Below are 21,079 nucleotides of genomic sequence, written 5' to 3'. Positions count from 1 at the left end.
TTGCATACCTCTTGCGTCGGTATTGCGGACGCGTGCAAGCGGGCGGTGATCAGTGCACGGTTCGGCTGAACAGGCGTTCGCGCAGGACCGCGCGGTTCGGTTTGCCCGGCCCGCGCATCGGGATCTCCTCCACCACGGCCAGCTCGCGCGGTGCGGCGGTCGCGTCGAGTTCGGCGGTCACGAACTCGCGGAACTCCTCCAGCGTCGGCGTCGCACCCGGCGCCGGGACCACCACCAGGGCCACGCGCTGGCCCAGGCGCTCGTCCGGCAGGCCCAGGATCACGCATTCCGCGATGGCCGGATGGTCGGCCAGCACGGCCTCGACGACCTGCGGGATCACCAGCAGTCCACCGGTGGTGATGGCCTCGTCGAGGCGTCCGGTGATGGTGAGCACGCCGTCGGTGAACGTGCCGGCGTCGTCGGTGCGGAACCAGCCGGGTTCGGCGAAGGCGGGATGATCCGGGATGCCGCGATAGCCCTTGGCGAGCATCGCGCCGCCCAGCAGCACGCGCCCGTCCTCGATGCGGACCGTGGTGCCGGTCAGCGGCACCCCGTCGTAGACGCAGCCGCCGCAGGTCTCACTCGAACCGTAGGTGCGCACGACGTTGATTCCCGCGGCCCGGGCGCGTTCGAGCACGGGACGCGGGGTCGCCGCGCCGCCGACCAGGATCGCGTCCAGGGTGGCCAGGGCCGCCGCGCATTCCGGATCGTCCAGGGCCTTGATGAGCTGGGTCGGGACCAGGGAGGTGTACCGGCGTTCGCCCCTCATCCCGGAGATCGCGCTGGTCAGGCCGTCGGTCAGGAATCCGCCCGAGACGTCCAGGACGGCCGGTTCGGTTCCGGCCTGGATGGCGCGCATGAGCACCTGCAGTCCGGCGATGTGATGGGTGGGCAGCGCCAGCAGCCACTGGCCCGGTCCGCCCAGCCGTTCGTGGGTGGCCTCGCCGCTGGCGCGCAGTGCGGCCGAGGTCAGCATGGCGCCCTTGGGCACGCCGGTGGTGCCGGACGTGGTCACCACCAGGGCGACGTCGTCATCGATGGGTGCACCCGGGCTCAGGGCGCTGGACAGCCGGGTCGTCTCCCGCCGGTCGCCGCCGGGTACCGGCAGCCAGGCCGGACCGCTGCCCGCCAGGGCGTCGCGTAGATGCGGTAGGACATCACCCACCGCGGCTCCGGTTGGCATGGGGAGGGTCCGCAGAGTGCTCACGTTCGCGATCGTGTCATGTCGGGGCCGACGACCCGTTTACGGGTCCTCGCCTCCCTTCGGTTAACTCAGGGGTCGAGGGGTCATTCGGACGTCGGTGTCGCCAGCGGCCAGCCACCGGCGGTGAGCCGGGAGGTCACTCGTGCGATATCGTCCTCGCCCGGCAGCTCTTTGGCAACTCGGCCGATCGCATCCTCGATCTCGTGCCGGGCGATCTCGTCGTTCGCGGCGCGTTCGCGGACCAGCTCGTCCACGACGAGGTGGACCTCGTAATCGGTGAGCCGCCGATGCAGCACCGCGAGCAGCGCGACGTAGTCCGATTGCGGGATGCCCTGTGGATAACCCGCACGCAACCAGCCCAGAACCTTCTGCAGGAGCGATCTCGCGGCCTCGGGGGATTCCGGTTGGACGGGCGGTGGACCGGGTTCCTGCGATCGCGGGGTCGGCGGGGCCGGGTTCTGCGGCTCCGTGTCCGGCGAGGCCGAGTTCAGCGGCGTCGGGTTCTGTCGTTCTTCCGGCTCACGCGGCGGTTGCGGGTCAGTGGTCACGGAACGTCCTTTCCGCGGGTCGTGGCCGTCCGGGCGGGCGCCGGGCTGATGTCATCGTCCGGGTCGGTGTCCGTGGTCGTCGAGCCGGTGTTCGGGTTTGGCGCATTCGCGCCAACGGTTGCCGAGCCGGTGCTCGCATCGATGTCGGCGTCCGCCGCGCCGGTGTTCGCGATTGCCGGGTCGGTTTCGGCGGGCGGGGCGGCCCACTGTTCGTTGACGTTGTCCGCGTGCACCGGATGGCGGCGCGAGCGCAGGTAGATGCAGCCCGAGAGCACGATCAGCAGCGCGAACACCACGCCGACGCCGGGCAGTCCGCCGATGCCGTGGGCCAGCGCCCAGCAGACCGCTCCGGTCACACCGGCCAGCGGCAGGGTGAGCAGCCAGGCCACCACCATCCGGCCCAGTACGCCCCAGCGCACCTCGGCCCCCGGACGTCCCAGTCCGGTGCCCAGGATCGCACCGGTCACCGTCTGGGTGGTCGAGAGCGGGAGGCCGAACTGTGCGGAGGTGAGAATGATTGCCGCACTGGCGGATTCGGCGGCCAGGCCCTGCGGTGCGCTGATGTCCACCAGTCCCTTGCCGAGGGTGCGGATGATCCGCCAGCCGCCCACCGAAGTCCCGGCCGCGATGGCCACCGCGCAGGCCGCGACCACCCACAGCGGCAGCGCGTCCGATGTCGTGCGCGAGCCGTAGGCGATCAGGGCCAGGAAGATGATGCCCATCGTCTTCTGCGCGTCGTTGGTGCCGTGCGCCAGCGACACCAGTGAGGCCGAACCGATCTGGCCCCAACGGAATCCGCGATTCACCCGGTCGGGGTCGCTGCGCCGGGTGACGCGGTATACCAGCCAGGTCCCGATCGTCGCGACCAGCGCGGCCACCACCGGCGAGAGCACCGCCGGGATCACGATCTTGGTCAGCACGCCCTGCCGGCCGGACACCCAGATCACCCCGTGCCAGCCCAGCGCGATCACGGTCGCGCCGATGAGCCCGCCGAACAGGGCGTGCGAGGAACTCGACGGCAGGCCGAGCAGCCAGGTCAGCAGATTCCACAGGATGCCGCCGACCAGGCCCGCGAAAACGATTGCGAGAAGGTCACGACCACCGACCTGATCCAGCCGGACGATGCCCTCGGCGACCGTCGCGGCGACCTCGACGCTCAGGAACGCGCCGACCAGATTCAGGCTTCCGGACAGTACGACCGCGGTCCGCGGCCCCAGCGCGCCGGTGGCGATGGAGGTGGCCATCGCATTGGCGGTGTCGTGAAAACCATTGGTGAAGTCGAAAACCAGAGCGGTGACGATGACTATGAGCAGAACGATCAGTTCGGCGGACACGCACCCAGTGTGCGCTACGGGGGGTGAAACCGACCAGTGCGTTCCGCGAAATCGAACGTCTTCGCGAACGTTGTCGCTTCTGGCAGCTGGATATTCGCTGGAGATCAGTCCTTGCGCGCCCGGCTGTCGCGTCGCAGTGGGTGATCCGCGGGTACCTCGACGAGCGCGATCGGCACGTCGTCGGGATCGCGCAACCACATCTCGATCAATCCCCAAGGTTCCCGCACCGGCTCGCGATCGAGCGCGATGCCCCGCGCGGCCAGCGCGGCGGCCGTCTCGTCCGCATCGCGCACCTGCAACCACAGCGCCCCGGCGAACCCGGTCCGCGCATCCGCCGCCCGTGCATGCCCGGCCACCTCGATCAGCGTCTGTCCCGCGAAGAACACCGTCCCGCCCGGATACTCCCGTGCAACCGCCAACTCCAGCCCGTCTCGATAGAACGCCACCGTCCGCTCGTAATCCACCGGCCGCAGAATGACCCGACTGCTCAGTATGTCCACCCGTCGAGCGTAAAGGCGACGTCCCCGGCGCGACCCGTATTTCGCTCCGGCCGCGAGGGCTCCACCGCAGAAGCGGGGTGCGGGTGTCATCCGATTTCGCGCCCGCCCGAGCGGCTTTCGTGCCTGCCCGGCTCATACCGGTTCGGCTGTGCCGCTACCGCACTCACCGCAGCGGCGTATTCGCGTCGGCTTGTTCGGGACACACCCGAGGACGGGCGTGTCGGCGGGTGCGGCCCGGCGCGCGGTGCCGCGGGGGCAAGATGGCGATGTGTTCAATGCGAAGCTGTGGGAGCCCGTGGAGGGGTTCGAGGATCTGACCGACATCACGTATCACCGGCATATCGAGCAGGGAACCGTGCGGGTGGCGTTCGACCGGCCCGAGGTGCGCAACGCGTTCCGGCCGCACACCGTGGACGAGTTGTATCGGGCGCTGGATCACGCGCGGATGACCTCCGATGTGGGCGCGGTGCTGCTGACCGGGAACGGGCCGAGTCCCAAGGACGGCGGCTGGGCGTTCTGCTCGGGTGGCGATCAGCGGATCCGGGGTCGTAGCGGATATCAGTACGCGTCGGGGGAGACCGCGGAGACCGTGGACAAGGCGCGGGCGGGCCGGTTGCACATTCTGGAGGTGCAGCGGCTGATCCGGTTCATGCCGAAGGTGGTGATCGCGCTGGTGAACGGGTGGGCCGCGGGTGGCGGGCACAGTTTGCACGTGGTGTGCGATCTGACCCTGGCCAGCCGGGAGCACGCCCGGTTCAAGCAGACCGACGCGGACGTGGGCAGTTTCGACGCCGGGTACGGGAGCGCGTATCTGGCGAAGATGGTGGGTCAGAAGTTCGCACGGGAGATCTTCTTCCTCGGCCGCCCGTACACCGCCGAGGAGATGCATCACATGGGCGCGGTCAACGCGGTGGTCGATCACGATCGGCTCGAGGACGAGGCGTTGGAGTGGACCGCGCAGATTCTCGGCAAGTCCCCGCAGGCTCAGCGGATGCTGAAATACGCGTTCAATCTCACCGACGACGGCCTGGTCGGTCAGCAGTTGTTCGCGGGTGAGGCCACCCGCCTGGGCTATATGACCGACGAGGCCGTCGAGGGCCGCGACGCCTTCCTCGAAAAGCGCGCACCCGATTGGAGCCCCTACCCCTGGTATTTCTGAAGTACCAGTTCAGCGCATCGATCGCCGTTCTGTCTGATGTGTCACCTACCGGCCCGTTGGATTGGACGGTGTAAGAAAGCGAGCTACCGTTCAAAGATGAGCAAACGCGCCGAGCCCGTGATCGATCGGAGCGCGATCGATGCGAGCAAGTACACCGAGCACGGCGGATTTCCCAAGGTCGCCGAGGCCGAGCCGGGGCCGAACTTCGCGCCGTTCGTGGCCGCCATGCGCACGCTGCAGGATCTCGCGGTCTCGGCGGACTGTCCGGACGAGGTGTTCGGCGAGGCTTTGGAACGGGTGCGTCAGCTCAACGATCTGCTCGAGCCGTATCGCGCACCGGAACTACAGGGTCCGGCCGGGCGGGTCAGCAAACTGCCCGGGCGCGGCAGCCTGCTGATGCCGCCGTGGGAGATCGTCGAGGCGGGGCCGACCGGGGTGTCGATGCGCGGCGAATTCCGCCGCTTCCACCTCGGCGGCAACGGCGCCGCGCACGGCGGCGTGCTGCCGCTGCTGTTCGACGATCTGTTCGGCGCACTCGTGCACTACGCCGGACGGCCGATCAGCCGCACCGCGTTTCTGCACGTCGAGTACCGCAAGATCACGCCGCTGCACACGCCGCTGAAGGTCGAGGGCACGGTGGATCGGGTCGAGGGACGCAAGAGTTTCGTCAGCGCGCGGTTGCGCGACGAATCCGATACCTTGCTAGCGGAATGTGAAGGGCTGATGGTGCAATTGCTGCCTTGGCAGCCATAGTTGGTGCAGGACAGTGTGCCTGGAACGTCCGGTGCGTATAGTTGCGTGCGCTCGCTCATTGAAAATCAATCCGGAGGAACCTGAAAGTGGTTGCAGCACTGTCTGAATCCCTGCTCGACGACGCCAAGCGCCCGGCCTTCCTGGCTGACGCCAAAGAGGTGCTGGACGCAGAGGTGTCGGATAAGGGTGGCGCCTCGGGCCTCGCCGTCAAGGGCGGATACGCCGCGGTGAAGAAGGTCAGCCCGTCGATCGTCGCGGATGCGCTGGAATCGTTCGCGCCCAAGTTCGTCGAGAAGCTCGAGCCGTACTGGGCCGAATTCCAGGGCAACGGCGGCGGCAGCTTCGCTGATCTGCTCGTCGCCAAGCAGGACGAGGTCGCCGAGGCGCTGCTGTCGGTGACCGACGCGCGGGCCGAGAGCTCCTCGCGTCCGGCACTGCAGAAGGTCTACTCCTCGCTGCGGTCCTCGGCGAAGAAGAATGTCGCCGAGGCGCTGCCTCGGGTCGGTGACCTGGTTCAGCGTCACGCTGGCTGATCGGCGTACAGCCTTCGGTGTCCGCTCCGCGCGGCCCGAAGGCTCCTCCCTGGCGAGTGTGAGCGGGTCCACGCACCGCTGCTGGGAACAGTCTGACAGGCTGGGGGGTGTGAATCCTTCGACAGCGCAAGCCCAGGTCGTCGTCGACGAATTGGCACGTGGCGGCGTCCGCGACGTCGTACTGTGCCCCGGCTCGCGCAATGCGCCCCTGGCTTTCGCCCTGGAGTCCGCCGACGCGGCGGGACGCCTGCGGCTGCACATGCGCATCGACGAACGAACCGCCGGATTCCTGGCGATCGGCCTGGCCGTGGCCAGCGGCCGTCCCGTGCCGGTGGTGATGACCTCGGGAACCGCGGTGGCCAATCTGGGGCCCGCGGTGCTGGAGGCCAATTACGCGCGGCAGCCGCTGATCGTGCTCAGCGCCAATCGCCCCTACGAGATGCTCGGCAGCGGGGCCAATCAGACCGTCGAGCAGTTCGGCTTGTTCGGCTCGCAGGTGCGGCTGTCGAACAGTCTCGGGCTGGCCGAGGAGGAGGACGGCTACCGGCAGCAGAACAGCGTCTGGCGGGCGGCCGTGTGCCGGGTGCTGGCCGCCGCGCGCGGGACCCGCTCGGGCAATGCCGGACCGGTGCAGCTCGATATTCCGCTGCGGGAGCCGCTGGTCCCCGATCTCGCGCCGGGCGAGATCGTTCCGGCCGGACGTCCCGACGGATCTGCTTGGACCGCAACACAATACGCGACACTCGACGTTCCGCTGGAACTCGATCTGACCCCGGACACCGTGGTCATCTCCGGGCACGGCGCGGGCCTGCGGCCCGAACTTGCCGATCTGCCGACCGTCGCCGAGCCGACCGCCCCGCGGCATGGTCCGGCCCTGCATCCGCTGGTGTTGCCGCTGTTGAAGCCGCGTCAGGCGATCATCACCGGGCGGCCGACCCTGCATCGGCAGGTGTCCCGGGTGCTCGCCGATCCCGAGGTCGCGGTATTCGCGTTGACCACGGGCCCGCGCTGGCCCGACGTGTCGGGCAATGTGATCGGCACCGGAACTCGCGCGGTCACGCGCGGCGCGCCCGATCCGGAATGGCTCGAACGCTGTCGCACCCTGAACGCCAAGGCTTCCGGCGTCGTGCGCGACGAGTTGGACCGGCATCCCAAACCGACCGGCCTGCATGTTGCCGCGGTCGTGATGGATGCGCTGTGTGAGGGCGATCATCTGCTACTGGGCGCGTCGAATCCGGTGCGCGACGCGGCGTTGGTCTCACATCCGCGGCCCGGGGTCACCGTGCTGTCCAATCGCGGCGTCGCGGGCATCGACGGCACGGTGTCGACCGCGGTCGGCGCGGCCCTGAGTCACCCCGGCCGCACCATCGCGCTGATCGGCGATCTGACCTTCCTGCACGATGCGTCGGGTCTGCTCATCGGCCCCGGTGAACCCCGGCCGGAAGATCTGACCATCGTGGTCGCCAACGACGACGGCGGCGGCATATTCGAACTGCTCGAACAGGGCGACCCGCAGTACGCCGGGGTTTTCGAGCGGGTCTTCGGCACACCGCACGGTATGGACCTGGCGGCCATGTGCGCGGCCTACCGTGTTCCGCATCGCCAGGTCGATACGGCCGAACTCGCGGTCGAGTTGACCCGGCACGCGCACGGTATGCGGGTGCTCGAGGTCGCCACCGAGCGGTCGAGCCTTCGTGAGCTGCACGCGACCGTGCGCGCGGGGATCGGCGGGTAGGCGCGCGGTTCGGTCGTCGGACGCGGAACGCGGCGTGACCGAGTGTTCCGGTCCGCGTGAGGTCGCACACCGTCGTGCGGGATCGATGGGTAGGCGCGCGGTTCGATCGGCGGCCGGACGCGGGATTCGGCGCGACCGAGTGTTCCGGTCCGCGTAATTCACGCACCGCCGTGTGGGATCGATGGGTAGGCGCGCCGCATCGATCGGCGGGCCGTCGGGCTCGTCGACAGGTGTGCGCGGTTCGATCGGCCGTATGTGGAAACGGCGGATCGGTCAGTACTCGTCGTCGGAATTCTCGGCGTAGTCGTCGTCGAGCGGGACCTCGATGGTCTGCTCGATGACGTCGGCCTCGGTGGCCTCGCGATCGGCTGCGGCCGTGGGGAATTCGGGTTCGAACTCGTCGTCTTCGAGGTAGGCCGGGACGGACTGTTCCGCGCGATCGGCTTCGGGAACGGTGTCGATGGCGGCGATGGGGTCGGTCATCGGGTGCTCCTTTCCGTCGTGGGCGGTCGCCCGGTACTGGGCTACTGTCGAGAATCCTCCGTTCTGGAGGGGCTGGCAACCTTTCGGTGCTCCGATGTGCCCCCGTGGGGATGGATTTCCGCTGGTCGGGAGGCTTGTCATTCCCCGGGCAGCGGTCCGGCCTCGGCCGGGTATTCGACGAGCGCCAGCGTCCGTCCGGCCATGAAGCGCGCGGTCCGCACCGGCACTCCGGTCCGGGTCACCTCGCTGACCTCGACCACGCCGCGTGCGATCCGCACCTCGACCCGGCGGCCCGCTCGGGTGGCGGCCACCTCGTAGTTCCGCGAACCGCCGCCGATATCGACGACGATCTCCACACGATCACCCTTCATCCCCCAATTGTCCTCGCCACCTCTGCATTCCGTCGCTAACGAGTGCGTTGCGGGATGGTGCCGCACATACATCCGCACGCGCACCGATGAATCCATCGGATGGGGTCCGTCTGCATCGGTGAGGGCTCGGCGCGTCCGGGCCGCCGCACGCGAGGAGAGCCATGACCACACCGATGTTCGATCTGGAGAATGCCGCGACGCTGCTGGAGCAGGTGGTCGCCGGTATCGCCGACGATCAGCTCACCGCCCCGACGCCCACCGCCATGACGGTCGGCGAGATGGTGCAGCACGTCCTCGGTTTCACCGAGGGGTTCCGCCGCGGCGCCACCAAGGAGGGCATCGGCACGTCGGTGCCGCCCTCGCAGGCCGCACCGCAAACTCTCCCGCCGGACTGGCGTTCCCGCGTTCCGGCACAGTTGAAAGCACTGGTCGTCGCATGGCGCGACCCCGCCGCCTGGGCGGGCGACACGGAGGTGGGCGGCGCGACCGGCCCGGCCCCGCAGATGGCCTGCTTCGCCCTCGACGAGGTGATCGTGCACGGCTGGGACCTCGCCCACGCCACCGGCCAGCCCTTCGCCCCCACCGAACAGGACCTGGTGACCCTGCTGGAAATGCTCGCCGAAATCCCCGCTGAGGGCGTCCCGGGCCTGTTCGGCCCCCGAGTCCCGGTCGCACCGGAAGCTTCGCTCCTGGACCGGGTGATCGCTCTGACCGGCCGCGATCCTGCTCTGGCCTGTCGATAGGACCGCTCGATCGCGAAGCCCTGGAATGGGAAGCAGGGCTGCACACCGTCTGCGATCAGCACCCTGCCTGGAATGGGAAGCCGCGCTGCACCCGAGTGGTTCAGAACATGGAGCGCGAGCCGGAAGCGTTCTGTTCGCAGTCGGCCTGATCTGCTGCTGCCTCGTCATCCGCGGAAGGGTGTGGGTATTCGTAATGTGTTGCGGCGCTCGGCCGGTCGGGCTCGGCTGAGGGGTCAGCGGATGAAGAGCCCGGAGCGGGCGGCGAGTGCTGCGGATTCGGCGGCGGCGGTTGCGGTGTGGTCGTCGATGGGGTCGCCGGTGGTGAGGAGGCGGTAGTAGAGAGGGGCGGAGACGGCGGAAAGGACTGCGCGGGGGTCGGTTTCGGGAGGGATTTCGCCGCGGGCCACCGCCGCGGCGATGCAGGGGGACCATTCGGTGAGGCGGGTGTCGTAGAAGTGGCGCAGGGCTGTGGCGGTGGTGGGGTCGGAGGTCGCGGCGGCGATCAGGGAGGCGAAGAGTTTTCCCTGGCGGGGCTCGTTGAGGGTGCGGGCGACCAGGCGGGCGTTGGCGAGTAGATCCTCGCGCAGGGATCCGGTGTCGGCATGCGGGAGCGACGTTTCGGCCATCTCGGTGAGCAGGTCGGCGACCAGGCCCGCGGGGGTGCGCCAGCGTCGGTAGACGGTGGTCTTGCCGACGCCCGCGCGGGCGGCGACCTCGGCCGGGTCCAGGTGTGCGAAACCCCGCTCGGCCAGCAGGTCACCGGCAGCCCGCAGGACCGCCTCGCGGACGCGGGCGGTGCGGCCGCCCGGACGTACCGAGCCCGGGGTGGCCGTGTCCTGAGTCATAACGGTCCTCCAGTTCCGTTAGCGATCGAATGAGTGTAACGTTCGAATTGTTAATGAAACTACTGTCCCGTTAGGAGCGGATCATGGAGTATCGGCGGTTGGGTGCTTCGGGGCTGACGGTTCCCGCGCTGAGTTTCGGTGCGGGAACCTTCGGCGGGCGCGGTGAGCTGTTCGGCGCGTGGGGTGACACCGACGCCCGGCAGGCCCGCCGGATGGTCGACGTCGCCCTGGACGCGGGCGTCACGATGTTCGACACCGCGGACGTGTACTCCGACGGCGCGTCGGAACAGGTTCTGGGCGAGGCGATTCACGGTCGACGGGATCGAGTGCTGTTGTCCACCAAGGCATCGCTACCCACCGGGCCGGGGCCGCACGAGGCCGGTTCGGGCCGCTCCCGGTTGATCGCCGCGGTGGAGGGCGCGCTGCGGCGGCTGGGCACCGAGTACCTCGACCTGTTCCAGCTGCATGCCTTCGACGCGGGCACCCCGGTCGAGGAAGTGCTCGCCGCACTGGACGATCTGGTGCGCGGCGGCAAGATCCGGTACGTCGGCGCCTCCAATTTCGCCGGTTGGCAGCTGATGAAATCCCTTGCGGCGGCCGACCGGAACGGCCACGTCCGGTATGTCGCGCATCAGGTGTACTACTCGCTGGTCGGCCGCGACTACGAGTGGGAGCTGATGCCGCTGGGCCTGGATCAGGGCGTCGGCGCGGTGGTCTGGAGTCCACTGGGCTGGGGTCGGCTGACCGGGAAAATCCGTCGCGGACAACCACTTCCCGAGGGCAGCCGACTGCACAAGACCGCCGAAGCCGGTCCACCCGTGGACGACGAGCTGCTCTACGCGGTGGTCGACGTCCTGGACGATCTGGCCGCCGAAACCGGCCGCACCGTCCCGCAGATCGCGCTGAACTGGCTGCTGTCCCGGCCCACCGTCTCGACGGTGATCATCGGCGCGCGCACCGAGGAACAGCTGCGCCAGAACCTGGGCGCGGTGGACTGGCAACTCGACGCCGACCAGATCGCCCGGCTGGACAAGGTCAGCGCGCGCACCCCCGCGTACCCGTACTACCCCTACTATCGCCTCCCGGACTTCGCCCGGCTGAATCCGCCCGCCGTGTAGAGCCACATTCCCGTAGTCGGTCGGCATCCGCGGATCCGCATCGTCGGCGGGCGTCCGGTCATGGCGTGCCGGCCGGGGAATTCGTATCCGAGGGTCGCTCGCCTCGCATCGCTGTTGCCCATCGGACTCGCCGATGCCCGGGGCCGGGCTCGATTCGCCGGCCGGTCAGTAGACGTCGCGGACGTAGCGCTTCTCGGCCGTGAGCTGTTTCTTGTACGCGGTGGCGGCTTCGGGCGTCATGTTCCCGTGGATCTGGGCGATGGTGAGCAGGGTCTGGTCCACGTCGCGGGCCATGCGACTGGCATCACCGCAGACGTAGATGTGGGCACCCGAACGCAGCCAGGACCACAGTTCCGCGCCGTGTTCGAGCATGCGGTGCTGGACGTAGACGCGTTCGCGTTGGTCGCGGGAGAAGGCCAGGTCCAGTCGGGTGAGGAAGCCGTCGCGGAACATGTCCTCCAGTTCGGTGCGGTAGTAGAAGTTGTCCGCGGCGTGCTGGTCGCCGAACAGCAGCCAGTTGCGCCCGCGACAGCCCAGCGCGCGACGCTCGTGCAGAAAGCCGCGGAAGGGTGCGATACCGGTGCCGGGGCCGATCATGATCATCGGCGCGTTCGGGTCCAGCGGCGGGCGGAAATGCGGCGCGCGCTGCAGGAATATCGGAATCCGCGCATCCGCGCCGCGGTCGGCCAGGAAGGTCGAGCAGACGCCGCCGCGCGGTGCGGCCGGATCGCCGTAGCGCACCACGCCGACGGTCAGCTGCACCTCGTGCGGATCGACCAGCGGACTCGAGGAGATCGAATACTGCCGTGGCTGAAGCTTTTTCAGGGTTGTCAGCCAGTCCACCGGATCGGCGCGGACCTGGAAGTCGCGCAGCACGTCCACGATCTGTTTGTCCCACAGATAGCCGTCGAGTTCGGTGCGGTTGTCGCGGCGCAGGAGTTTGGCCAACTGCGGGCTCGGGTTGTGCGCCGCGAGGAAATTCAGCAGGTCGTTGCTGACCCGGGTGATGTCGTAATGGGTGCGTAGTGCCTGTTCGAGCGGGACTTCGCGATCGTCGATCTCGGTCGGGTGCCGTGGGTCGAGTCCGGTCGCCTCGAGCCATTCCGTGACCAATGTCTGGTCGTTGGTGGGCCAGACGCCGAGGGAGTCGCCGACCTCGTAGGTCGCGTCACGATCGCGCAGGTCGAATCCGAACTGCCGCACCTCCTTCGGCGAGCCGGGCCGGGAGAGCAGCTCGTTGCGCACGAGCGGTGCGGGGATGGGGGCGTTGCGGGTGAACGCCGGGGCAGCCGGACGCGTCTTCGGAACGTGCTGGGTGCGAGCGGGACTCGGCACTCCGACGCGGTCGGTGCGGGATGACGCCGAATCTCCGCGTGCCCCTCCGGCCGGCCGCGAACCGCCCGATTCGCCCGGACCCAGCACCCCGAGCACGTCCTCGAGCCACCGCGTCGAGAGTTCGGCGTGGTCGGGCTCGCTGTCCACGCGTGGAAGCAATCTGGTGGCACCGGATTTCGCGAACAACTCGTCGAGTTTGCGTCCGTGACCGCAGAAGTCGTCGTAGGAGGAATCGCCGATCGCGAACACGGCATAGCGCAGCTCGTTGAGACGAATTGCGCTGCCGGACATCAGGTCCCAGAAATCCGCGGCATTGTCCGGCGGACCGCCGTCGCCGAACGTGCTCGTGATGACCAGGACGTCACCGCTCAGATCGGCCGGCTCGCAGGAATTCATCTCCAGCAACCTCGGCGCGCAACCGGATTCGGACAACCGCTGGGCGGCCTCGGCGGCGAACTCCTCGGCGGTCCCGGTCTGCGAAGCCCACAGCACGGTGACCACATGCGATTCGGCCTCGGCCGCAGCCGGTTCCGCCTCGGCGGTCGCAGGACCCGTCGCGCGCGAGTACATCCCCGCCAGCAATCCGTCGATCCACAGCCGACTGCTGCGCGCCAGGGGCGCGGACTCGGGCAGCACCGGTTGGCCCCGCACCGGAAGGGATTCCAATGCCGCCAGATAGCCACCCAGGTAGATCCGCTCGGTGTCGCTCAGCGTCGGCGCGGCGGCGGTGTCCAATCCGAGCATTCGGGCCAGGGGATGCCCACTCCCCGACGTCTCGGGCGTGGCGACCGGCGGCGCTTGCGCAGGTGCGGCGGGTTCGGCCGCGATGCGGCGCAGGGATACCGCGCACGCCTTGAACTCCGGCTGCAGCGACGCATCGTCCACCGCGTCATTGGTGACCGCGTTCACCGTCAGATATTCACCCTGTTCGTCGTTCCAGTGGAACGGCGCGAAGCAATCACCCGGCCGCACCCGGTCGCTGATCCGCACCGGCAGCACGGCACGCCCACGGCGAGAGTTGATCTCGAGCTGATCCTCCGGTCGCACGCCCAGTCGCTCGGCGTCCTCGGGATGCACCTCGACGAAGGGTTTGCCGTTCAGCTTGGTCAGCTTGGCGACCTTGCCGGTCTTGGTCATGGTGTGCCACTGATGCGGCAGGCGACCGGTGTTGAGCACGAAAGGATAGTCGTCGTCGGGCATTTCGCGGGGTTCCATATGCGGCCGCGGCCAGAACACCGCGCGCCGGCTCGGCGTCGCGAAGGCCAGCTCGGGCGTGTTCCCCGATTCGTCGGTGAACAGATGCTGGCTCACCCCGTCGTTGCGATATCGAATCGGGTTGCGCCGCTGCGCCGGATCCGGACACGGCCACTGCAGCGGACCGGACCGCAGCTCCTCGTAGGAGACCCCGCGCAGGTCGTATCCGGTCGCCGGATTGGCGAACTGCCGAATCTCCTGGAAAACCTCCGCACTGGAATCGAATTCGAATCCCTCGAATCCCATCGCCGTGGCCACCTGCGCGATCAGCAGCCAATCCGGGCGCGCGTCACCCACCGGATCGATCGACCGCTGCAACAGGCTCACGGTGCGTTCGGAATTGACCATCACCCCGTCTGCCTCGGCCCACAGCGCCGCGGGTAACAGCAGGTCGGCATAGGCGTTGGTGGCGGTCTCCGCGTAGACGTCGCTCGTGACGACCAGTTCGGCCGATTCCAGCCCGGAGATGACCGTCTTCCGATTCGCCACCGACGCAACGGGATTACTGCAGATGATCCAGCACGCCCGGATCTTCCCGTTGGCCAGTTCCCGGAACATCTCGATGGTGCCCGGCCCGGATTCGGCTCGAATCGTCCCCGGCTCGAGACCCCAGGCGGTCTCGACGAATGTGCGATCTGCTTCGGACAGCACACTGCGCTGACCCGGCAGTCCCGGGCCCATGTAGCCCATTTCCCTGCCGCCCATGGCATTCGGCTGTCCGGTCAGCGAGAACGGGCCGCTGCCGGTGCGGCAGATCGCGCCGGTGGCCAGATGCAGATTGCACAGCGCGTTGGTGTTCCAGGTGCCGTGCGTGGACTGGTTCAGGCCCATCGTCCACAGCGACATCCATTCGCCCGCCTCGCCGATCCACCGTGCGGCAGTGCGGATATCGGCTTGCGACAGGCCGGTGATCTCCGCGACCCGGTCCGGAGGATAGTCGGCGAGGAATTCATCCATCGCCGGCCAACCCTCGGTGTGCGCGGTTATGAAATCGGTGTCTATGTCACCGTTTTCGACCAGCAGATACAGCAGGCCATTGAGCAGTGCGAGATCGGTGCCGGGCGCGATCTGCAGGAAAAGGTCCGCGTTGCGGGCGGTTTCGGTGCGACGCGGATCGACGACGATGAGTTTTGCCCCGGCGCTCTTGCGGCGATCGGCAAGGCGCAGATACAGAATCGGATGGCAGTCCGCCATATTCGAGCCGATCACCAGGAACAGATCGGCATGGTCGATGTCGTCGTAGGATCCCGGCGGCCCGTCCGCGCCGAGCGATTGTTTGTATCCGGTGCCCGCGCTGGCCATGCACAGCCGCGAATTCGATTCGATGTGCACGGTGCGCAGATATCCCTTGGCCAGTTTGGTGGCGAGGTATTGCGCTTCCAGGGACATCTGCCCCGAGACGTACAGCGCGATCGCATCGGGCCCGTGCGTGCCCAGAATGGCCCGCAGCCGCCCGGCCACCTCGCGGACCGCATCGTCCACGGCGATCGGAGACGGTTCGTGCCCGCGTTCGGCGCGGCGCAGGGCCGTGGTCATCCGGCCGGGCGCGCGCATCATCTCGGCGTGGGTGGCCCCCTTCGTGCACAGTCGTCCGGCGTTGACCGGGTGCAGTTTGTTACCGCGCACGGCCGCGATCACGGGCGCGCCGGACTCGTCCACGCTGGTCTCGACCGTGATCCCGCACCCCACGCCGCAGTACGAACAGGTGGTGTCGACGTTCGCCGGACTGGAGGGTGGAGGGGGCATGCCTCGATGATCGCCACCGGCGATTGCGCCGGATTTACCGGACGTTATCGGCGGGTGACAAAGGTCCGCACAGCCCCGAGTCGATCTTGTGAGGAGTGATCGACATCACCGAGGGGTGTGTTTCTAGCCCAGTTTGTACTAGCCCAGTTTGTAACCGCGATGCAGGGCGACGATGCCGCCGGTCAGGTTACGCCACTTCACCGAAGACCAACCCGCATCGGCCATCCGGAGTGCGAGCTGGCGCTGATTGGGCCAGGCGCGAATGGATTCGGCGAGGTAGACGTAGGCGTCCGGATTGCTGCTGACCGCGCGCGCCACGACGGGCAGGGCCCGCATCAGGTATTCCATGTACACGGTGCGGAACGGGCCGAACACCGGCGTGGAGAACTCCGCGATCACCAGGCGTCCGCCGGGTTTGGTGACGCGCAGCATCTCGCGCATCGCCAGGTCCGGATCCGAGAAGTTGCGCAGCCCATAGGAAATGGTGACCGCGTCGAACGAATCGTCGGCGAAGGGCAGCCGGGTGCCGTCCGCGGCGACCATCGGCACCTCGCGGAAGCGACCCGCGTCCAACATGCCCCGGGAGAAATCCGCCGCTACGCACCAGGCCCCGGACTTGCTGAACTCCAGGGTGGAAACCCCGGTCCCGGCCGCCAGATCCAGTACCCGCTCGCCGGGCCGCAGCGCCAGCGCCTTGCGGGTCGCCCAGCGCCAATACCTGTCCTGACCCGCGGAGATCACGGTGTTGGTCAGGTCGTACCGCTTCGCGACCCCGTCGAACATCGACGCGACCTCATGCGGTTGCTTGTCCAGCGAGGCACGGAACGACTCTGTTTTCGCCACGTCTGCAGACCCTAGCGTGATCCGCGCGCGGGGCCGAGCCGGGCCGGTTCACCACCGACGGCGGCGGATCCGGATCCTGGCGACTCCGAAGTGATCTTGCAGCCGATGCCCAGCTTCGGGGCGACGACCATGGCGGACACGACCGGGCCGGGAATTCCTACGCGCTGCGGCAGATGTCGTCGCTACTCGCCCCGAGCACGTCCGCGTAATGCCCCATCAGCTCGGTGCAGATGGCGGGCCAGGTGCGGTGCAGGACGGATTTGCGTGCGGCGGCGGCGAATCGGGCGCGGTGCGCGGGATCCTGCAGGGCCCCGACGGCGCTGGGCAGCAGTTCGCTGAAACGATCCACCGGGAGGAGATATCCGTTGCGGCAGTGGGAGATCAGATCGCGCGGGCCGCCCGCATCGGGACCGACGACCGGCAGACCGCTCGCCAGCGCCTCCTGCACGCCCTGGCAGAACGTCTCGTGCTCACCGGCGTGCACCATCACATCCAGGCTCGCGTAGGCCCGGCCCAACTCGTCGCCGCCCAGCTCACCGGTGAAGATCGCCGAGGGCATCAGCTCGGCCAGACGCTTGCGATCGGGCCCGTCACCCACGATGACCAGCTGAATCTCCGGATCGCCGTCCAGCACCGCCAGACGCTCCACATGCTTCTCCGGGGCCAGCCGCCCCACGAAGCCGACCACCAGACGCTGGTCGGCCGACCACGCCTCGCGCAGCTCCGCCGAGCGCGCCGAGGGGGTGAATCGCGCGATGTCCACCCCGCGCGCCCACCGGTGTACACGCGGAATCCCGTGCTGGACAAGGTCTTCCGCTGCCGCCGAGGAGGGGGCGAGGGTGCGGGCGGCGCGTTGGTGGATGCGCCGTGTCCACGCCCACGCCGCCCGCCGGGCCGGGCCGAGCCCATAGCTCTGGGCGAATCCGGCGACATCGGTCTGATACACCGCCACCGCGGGCAGATCCAGCCGCAGCGCGGCCGACATCCCGCCCGCCCCGAGCAGGAACGGCGAGGCCAGATGCACGATATCGGCGTCGAATTCCTCGATCGCCGCGGTGATTCCCGGCTGCGGCAGCCCGACCGGCAGCGAACTGATCTTCGGCACCATCACCGCGGGCACCCGCACCACCGGGAACCGGCCGTAGGAGTGCGGCGCGGGCGGCTGTCCGCGCGGGGTGTCCGGCGCGATGATCAGCGCGTCGTGACCGTGCCGCTCCAGATGCCCGAGCACCTGCAGCACGGAGTTGACGACGCCGTTCATATTCGGCAGGAACGACTCCGAAACGATCGCTACACGCACACTTCGAGTGTGCTCGAGCGGCGACGCGAAGCCGCCACGACCATATGACGCCTATGCGAAGTTCCGGCGAACATCTACGTTCATCAGGCCGATCGGGCGACTTCGACACTCTCCAGCGGCTCGCGCCGCCGCAGCCGCCGCAGCAGCCACACTGTCGGCAGCGCGATCAGCCACACCACCACGATCACCGACAACGCGGGCACGATCGCCACCCGCGCGTCGCGGCCCGCGACCCGCACGAGTTCCGGATCGGACAGGCTGTACTCGACGTTGATGCGTTCCCCGGCGGTCAGCTTGGTCGGGTACAGCACGCCCAGGCGTGGATTGCGGGTGACGCCATCGGGAGTGACGAACGTCACCGCGGAACGCAGCCGTCCCGCCGAGAGCACTTCGGCGCTGGCCACGCCCTTGTCCGAGGCGATCAGCATGTCGTCGCGCCAGGCCGCCAGCACCAGCAGGACCGCCAGCGCGCTGATCGCCGTCGCGGCGATGAGCACACCGATTCGAATCCGTCGCAGACGCCGCGTACGCCGATGTGCGGGCTGACTGTTCTCCGACACGACTTCAGGCTATTGCATCGCTCCGATAGCGTGTGCGCCCATGTCCCGAAAATTCAGCTTCACCGTGTCATACAGCGTCCCGGTCGAGGAGCTTCACCGGGCGATCACCAGCGACGAGTTGTGGCAGGACCGTTTCGAGGGCGCGGAGACGGCCACCCTGGACCTGTCCCACGACGACGGTCCCGGCACCATCCGCGTGCACATGACCGAAAAGGTACGCCCGGAAAGGATTCCGGCGCTCGTTCGCAAGGTGCTCAAGAACGATCTCGTGGTCGCGCGCACCGACAACTGGGGCCCGCTCGACGGCGACACCGCCCGGGGTGTGTTCTCCGGCACATCGCAGGGCATCACCACCAAGATGTCCGGCACCTACGAAATGCGTCCCGCCGCAACGGGTTCGGAGGTCGTGGTCGCCGGTACGGTGGCGGTGAAGGTGCCGCTGGTCGGCGGCGCGATCGAGCCGCTGGCCGAACAGTTGCAGCGTCGCGTCGTCGAGAGCGAATCCAAGTTCATCGATTACTGGTTTGCCTCCAAGGGCGAATCCTGAGCTGGAAAACCTTGCATGCGAGCCGATTCCGGGTGCTCGCATGCAAGGAACCGGGAGTGCCCGCTATTGCGCGCCCGGCCCGAAATCGCCGCCGTCGAACTCCCTCGGCTCGACCAGGACCAGCCAGTTGCCGGAGTTGTCGCGGATGATCGCCTCGACGCCGTACGGCCGGTCCGAGGGCGGCTGAACGAATTCCACGCCCTTGGCGGTCAATTCCTCGTATGCCTTGTGGCAGTCGTCGGTCCGCAGCCCGAGTCCGCCGTTGGTGCCGTTGGCCAGCGCCCGCCGAATCGCCTCGGCGACGTCCTCGGCCAACGGAGGTCCCGGCACCATCAGGGTGATCTCCAGCTCCCGATGATCCGGATGCGCGATGGAAACCCAGCGGAAACCGTTGTCCCCCATGGTTATATCGGTCACCTCCACGAAGCCCAGCTTCTCGATGTACCAGTTCTTCGCCGCGGTCTGATCGGTCACGTGCACGGTGACCAGTGACACATTGGTGATGGTTGTCATGTCATAAGGCTATGGGGTCCGACGCTCGGATCGCTTCTCCGAAATTGCTCGGTTTCAGGGGCGTTTCCGGTCCGACAGGCCGTGCATGAAGATGTAGCAGCCCGGGATGTGGGGTGCGCCCTCGGCGGCGAATTTCGCCTGGTAGGCCGAGGGGGACATGCCGACCAGGTCGGTGAATTTGCGGCTGAACGAGCCCAGACTGGTGTAGCCCACGAGCATGCACACCTCGGTGACGGTGACGTTGGTCGCACGCAGCAGATCCTGGGCGCGTTCGATCCGGCGTTCGGTCAGGTACAGCGCCGGGGTCTTGCCGTAGGTCGCGGCGAAACAGCGCAGGAAATGGTATTTCGAGACCCCGGCCGCGGCGGCCAGACCGTCCAGGTCCAGCGGTTCGGCATAGTGGCGGTCGGCCAGATCGCGCGCTCGGCGCAGGTGGGGGAGCAGGCCCTCGGGGACCGGTCGGGGCGGGGTATCGGCCATACCGTCCTGCTCACCCTCGTGATCAGCTGAACGGGGTCAGGTCGTCGAAGCGCATGGACGCGCGGCCCGCGGTGCGCCACAGCCGGGCGGTGAGGTCGGCGTCCTCCTCGGTCACCAGATTGCCCATCACCCGGACTGCGGTCTGCTGCAACAACTTCGAGCGCATCATCGGCGGACCGCCGGTCGGCACCATGCGCGGGTGGGTGGCCAGGGCCGCGATCCGGCGCGCGACGGAGAACGTGCGGCCGTAGCGGGCGCGCAGCAGATCCGGCCACAGCGTGGTCAGATCCGGTTCGTCGAGCAGTCCGGCCAGCAGATGCCCGCCCTCGAGGCCGTAATCGATACCCTCGCCGTTCAACGGATTGACGCAGCCCGCCGCATCGCCCACCAGCGCCCAGTTGCGCCCGCTCACCCCGGAGACCGCGCCGCCCATCGGCAGCAGCGCCGAGGCGACCGCGCGCGCGTCGCCGTCGAACTGCCATTCCTCCCTGCGCAGCGAAATATAGTGCTGCAGAAGCGGTTTCAACGCGATATGGGACGGGCGACGTTCGGTGGCCAGCGAGCCGACGCCGATGTTCACCTCGCCGTTGCCCAGCGGGAACACCCAGCCGTACCCGGGCACCAGAGTGTCCTGCGCGTCGCGCAACTCCAGATGCGAGGTGATCCATTCGTCATCGCTACGCGCGGAACGGATGTACGCGCGCGCGGCCACGCCGTAGGCGAAACGGCGATGCCAGGTCCGGCCGAGCAGCTTGCCCACCGGCGAGCGGACGCCGTCGGCGACGATCAATGTCCGGCAGGTGATTTCGTGCGTCCCCGCCTCGGTGCGCACGGTGACGCCGGTGACCCGGTCGCCCTCGCGCGCGACCTCGACCACCCGCGTCCCGTCGACCATCTGTGCACCCCCCTTGACGGCGGTTTCGCGCAGCTTCTCGTCGAGTTCGAGCCGGGGGACGGCACTTCCGTAGGTGGGGAACGACCCGCCCGGCCACGGCAGCACCGCCTCGCGGCCGAATCCGCCCATCCGCAGGCCGCGGTTGACCGTATGCGCCCGCATCCATTCACCCAGTCCCAGATGTTCCATCTCCGCGGTGGCGCGCGGGGTCAGCCCGTCGCCGCAGGTCTTGTCGCGCGGGAAGACCGCGGCATCGGTGAGCAGCACGTCGCGCCCGGCG

General features: G+C 68.4%; 21 protein-coding genes. 7 read left to right on the top strand and 14 right to left on the bottom strand.

Annotation, left to right across the window (positions count from 1 at the left end):
• Positions 1–49: 49 nt before the first annotated feature.
• From menE to NM2_RS28110, 4 genes are all read right to left on the bottom strand, one after another.
• Positions 50–1,207 carry an o-succinylbenzoate--CoA ligase gene (gene menE, locus NM2_RS28125; RefSeq protein ID WP_067674644.1) on the bottom strand — a complete coding sequence of 386 codons (1,158 nt, stop codon included), beginning with the start codon at positions 1,205–1,207 and terminating at the stop codon, positions 50–52.
• Positions 1,208–1,287: 80 nt separating this feature from the next.
• On the bottom strand, positions 1,288–1,752 hold the full coding sequence (locus NM2_RS53080; RefSeq protein ID WP_369690340.1) for a DUF3349 domain-containing protein: 465 nt from the start codon (positions 1,750–1,752) through the stop codon (positions 1,288–1,290).
• The gene (locus tag NM2_RS28115; protein ID WP_084531633.1) at positions 1,749–3,086 is read right to left on the bottom strand and encodes an inorganic phosphate transporter; all 1,338 of its coding nucleotides are present in this window, start codon (positions 3,084–3,086) and stop codon (positions 1,749–1,751) included. Before NM2_RS28115 ends, NM2_RS53080 begins: the two co-directional genes overlap by 4 nt.
• 104 nt (positions 3,087–3,190) lie before the next feature.
• Complete coding sequence (locus NM2_RS28110; protein WP_067674641.1) at positions 3,191–3,586, bottom strand: VOC family protein; 396 nt, start codon at positions 3,584–3,586, stop codon at positions 3,191–3,193.
• Positions 3,587–3,830: 244 nt separating this feature from the next.
• Between NM2_RS28110 and NM2_RS28105 the strand changes: the two genes are divergently transcribed.
• The 4 genes from NM2_RS28105 to menD all read left to right on the top strand — a co-directional run bounded on the left by NM2_RS28105 (position 3,831) and on the right by menD (position 7,766).
• On the top strand, positions 3,831–4,745 hold the full coding sequence (locus NM2_RS28105) for a 1,4-dihydroxy-2-naphthoyl-CoA synthase (RefSeq protein WP_067674769.1): 915 nt from the start codon (positions 3,831–3,833) through the stop codon (positions 4,743–4,745).
• Between the two features lie 96 nt (positions 4,746–4,841).
• Complete coding sequence (locus tag NM2_RS28100) at positions 4,842–5,498, top strand: PaaI family thioesterase (RefSeq protein ID WP_067674638.1); 657 nt, start codon at positions 4,842–4,844, stop codon at positions 5,496–5,498.
• 86 nt (positions 5,499–5,584) lie between these two features.
• Positions 5,585–6,031 carry a DUF6918 family protein gene (locus NM2_RS28095; protein ID WP_067674635.1) on the top strand — a complete coding sequence of 149 codons (447 nt, stop codon included), beginning with the start codon at positions 5,585–5,587 and terminating at the stop codon, positions 6,029–6,031.
• A gap of 109 nt (positions 6,032–6,140) precedes the next feature.
• Positions 6,141–7,766 (top strand): 2-succinyl-5-enolpyruvyl-6-hydroxy-3-cyclohexene-1-carboxylic-acid synthase, encoded by a 1,626-nt coding sequence (gene menD / locus NM2_RS28090; protein WP_067674633.1) that lies wholly within the window; start codon positions 6,141–6,143, stop codon positions 7,764–7,766.
• Positions 7,767–8,039: 273 nt separating this feature from the next.
• Here the strand turns inward: menD and NM2_RS28085 are convergent, their stop codons facing one another.
• Positions 8,040–8,249, bottom strand: coding sequence for an Rv3202a family protein (locus NM2_RS28085; RefSeq protein ID WP_067674631.1), 210 nt, complete (start codon positions 8,247–8,249; stop codon positions 8,040–8,042).
• A 137-nt stretch (positions 8,250–8,386) separates the two neighbouring features.
• The gene (locus NM2_RS28080; protein ID WP_067674629.1) at positions 8,387–8,620 is read right to left on the bottom strand and encodes a DUF8836 family protein; all 234 of its coding nucleotides are present in this window, start codon (positions 8,618–8,620) and stop codon (positions 8,387–8,389) included.
• A gap of 161 nt (positions 8,621–8,781) precedes the next feature.
• On the opposite strand from NM2_RS28080, the gene NM2_RS28075 reads away from it, so the two are divergent.
• Positions 8,782–9,363: a TIGR03086 family metal-binding protein gene (locus NM2_RS28075; RefSeq protein ID WP_067674626.1), complete on the top strand. Its 582-nt coding sequence runs from the start codon at positions 8,782–8,784 to the stop codon at positions 9,361–9,363.
• Between the two features lie 233 nt (positions 9,364–9,596).
• Here NM2_RS28075 and NM2_RS28070 read toward each other — a convergent pair whose 3' ends face one another.
• Positions 9,597–10,208: a TetR/AcrR family transcriptional regulator gene (locus NM2_RS28070; protein WP_067674624.1), complete on the bottom strand. Its 612-nt coding sequence runs from the start codon at positions 10,206–10,208 to the stop codon at positions 9,597–9,599.
• Between the two features lie 83 nt (positions 10,209–10,291).
• Between NM2_RS28070 and NM2_RS28065 the strand changes: the two genes are divergently transcribed.
• A complete protein-coding gene (locus NM2_RS28065; RefSeq protein ID WP_067674620.1) occupies positions 10,292–11,326 on the top strand; it encodes an aldo/keto reductase in 1,035 nt (344 codons plus the stop codon).
• Positions 11,327–11,491: 165 nt separating this feature from the next.
• Here the strand turns inward: NM2_RS28065 and NM2_RS28060 are convergent, their stop codons facing one another.
• From NM2_RS28060 to NM2_RS28045, 4 genes are all read right to left on the bottom strand, one after another.
• Positions 11,492–15,661 carry a bifunctional nitrate reductase/sulfite reductase flavoprotein subunit alpha gene (locus NM2_RS28060; RefSeq protein WP_067674617.1) on the bottom strand — a complete coding sequence of 1,390 codons (4,170 nt, stop codon included), beginning with the start codon at positions 15,659–15,661 and terminating at the stop codon, positions 11,492–11,494.
• A gap of 138 nt (positions 15,662–15,799) precedes the next feature.
• Positions 15,800–16,504, bottom strand: coding sequence for a demethylmenaquinone methyltransferase (locus tag NM2_RS28055; protein WP_067674613.1), 705 nt, complete (start codon positions 16,502–16,504; stop codon positions 15,800–15,802).
• Between the two features lie 157 nt (positions 16,505–16,661).
• Entirely contained in the window at positions 16,662–17,804 is a 1,143-nt protein-coding gene (locus NM2_RS28050; RefSeq protein WP_084531632.1) for a glycosyltransferase family 4 protein, read from the bottom strand.
• Positions 17,805–17,887: 83 nt separating this feature from the next.
• Positions 17,888–18,364, bottom strand: coding sequence for a DUF3592 domain-containing protein (locus tag NM2_RS28045; RefSeq protein ID WP_067674611.1), 477 nt, complete (start codon positions 18,362–18,364; stop codon positions 17,888–17,890).
• A gap of 40 nt (positions 18,365–18,404) precedes the next feature.
• Here NM2_RS28045 and NM2_RS28040 point away from each other — a divergent pair, with 40 nt between their 5' ends.
• Complete coding sequence (locus NM2_RS28040) at positions 18,405–18,911, top strand: DUF2505 domain-containing protein (protein ID WP_067674609.1); 507 nt, start codon at positions 18,405–18,407, stop codon at positions 18,909–18,911.
• A gap of 63 nt (positions 18,912–18,974) precedes the next feature.
• On the opposite strand, the gene NM2_RS28035 is transcribed toward NM2_RS28040, so the two are convergent.
• The 3 genes from NM2_RS28035 to NM2_RS28025 form a co-directional block, all read right to left on the bottom strand.
• Positions 18,975–19,424, bottom strand: a complete 450-nt coding sequence (locus NM2_RS28035; RefSeq protein WP_067674604.1) for a VOC family protein — start codon at positions 19,422–19,424, stop codon at positions 18,975–18,977.
• A gap of 54 nt (positions 19,425–19,478) precedes the next feature.
• Positions 19,479–19,904 carry a helix-turn-helix domain-containing protein gene (locus tag NM2_RS28030; protein WP_067674601.1) on the bottom strand — a complete coding sequence of 142 codons (426 nt, stop codon included), beginning with the start codon at positions 19,902–19,904 and terminating at the stop codon, positions 19,479–19,481.
• A gap of 22 nt (positions 19,905–19,926) precedes the next feature.
• Positions 19,927–21,079 (bottom strand): geranylgeranyl reductase family protein (locus NM2_RS28025; RefSeq protein WP_067674599.1); only part of this gene is annotated, 1,153 nt, incomplete at its 5' end.

Origin of the sequence: Nocardia miyunensis NBRC 108239 (assembly GCF_001613065.1) — a bacterium.
Taxonomy (GTDB): Bacteria; Actinomycetota; Actinomycetes; order Mycobacteriales; family Mycobacteriaceae; genus Nocardia; species Nocardia miyunensis.
This window is presented reverse-complemented; position numbering and strand designations above follow the sequence as displayed.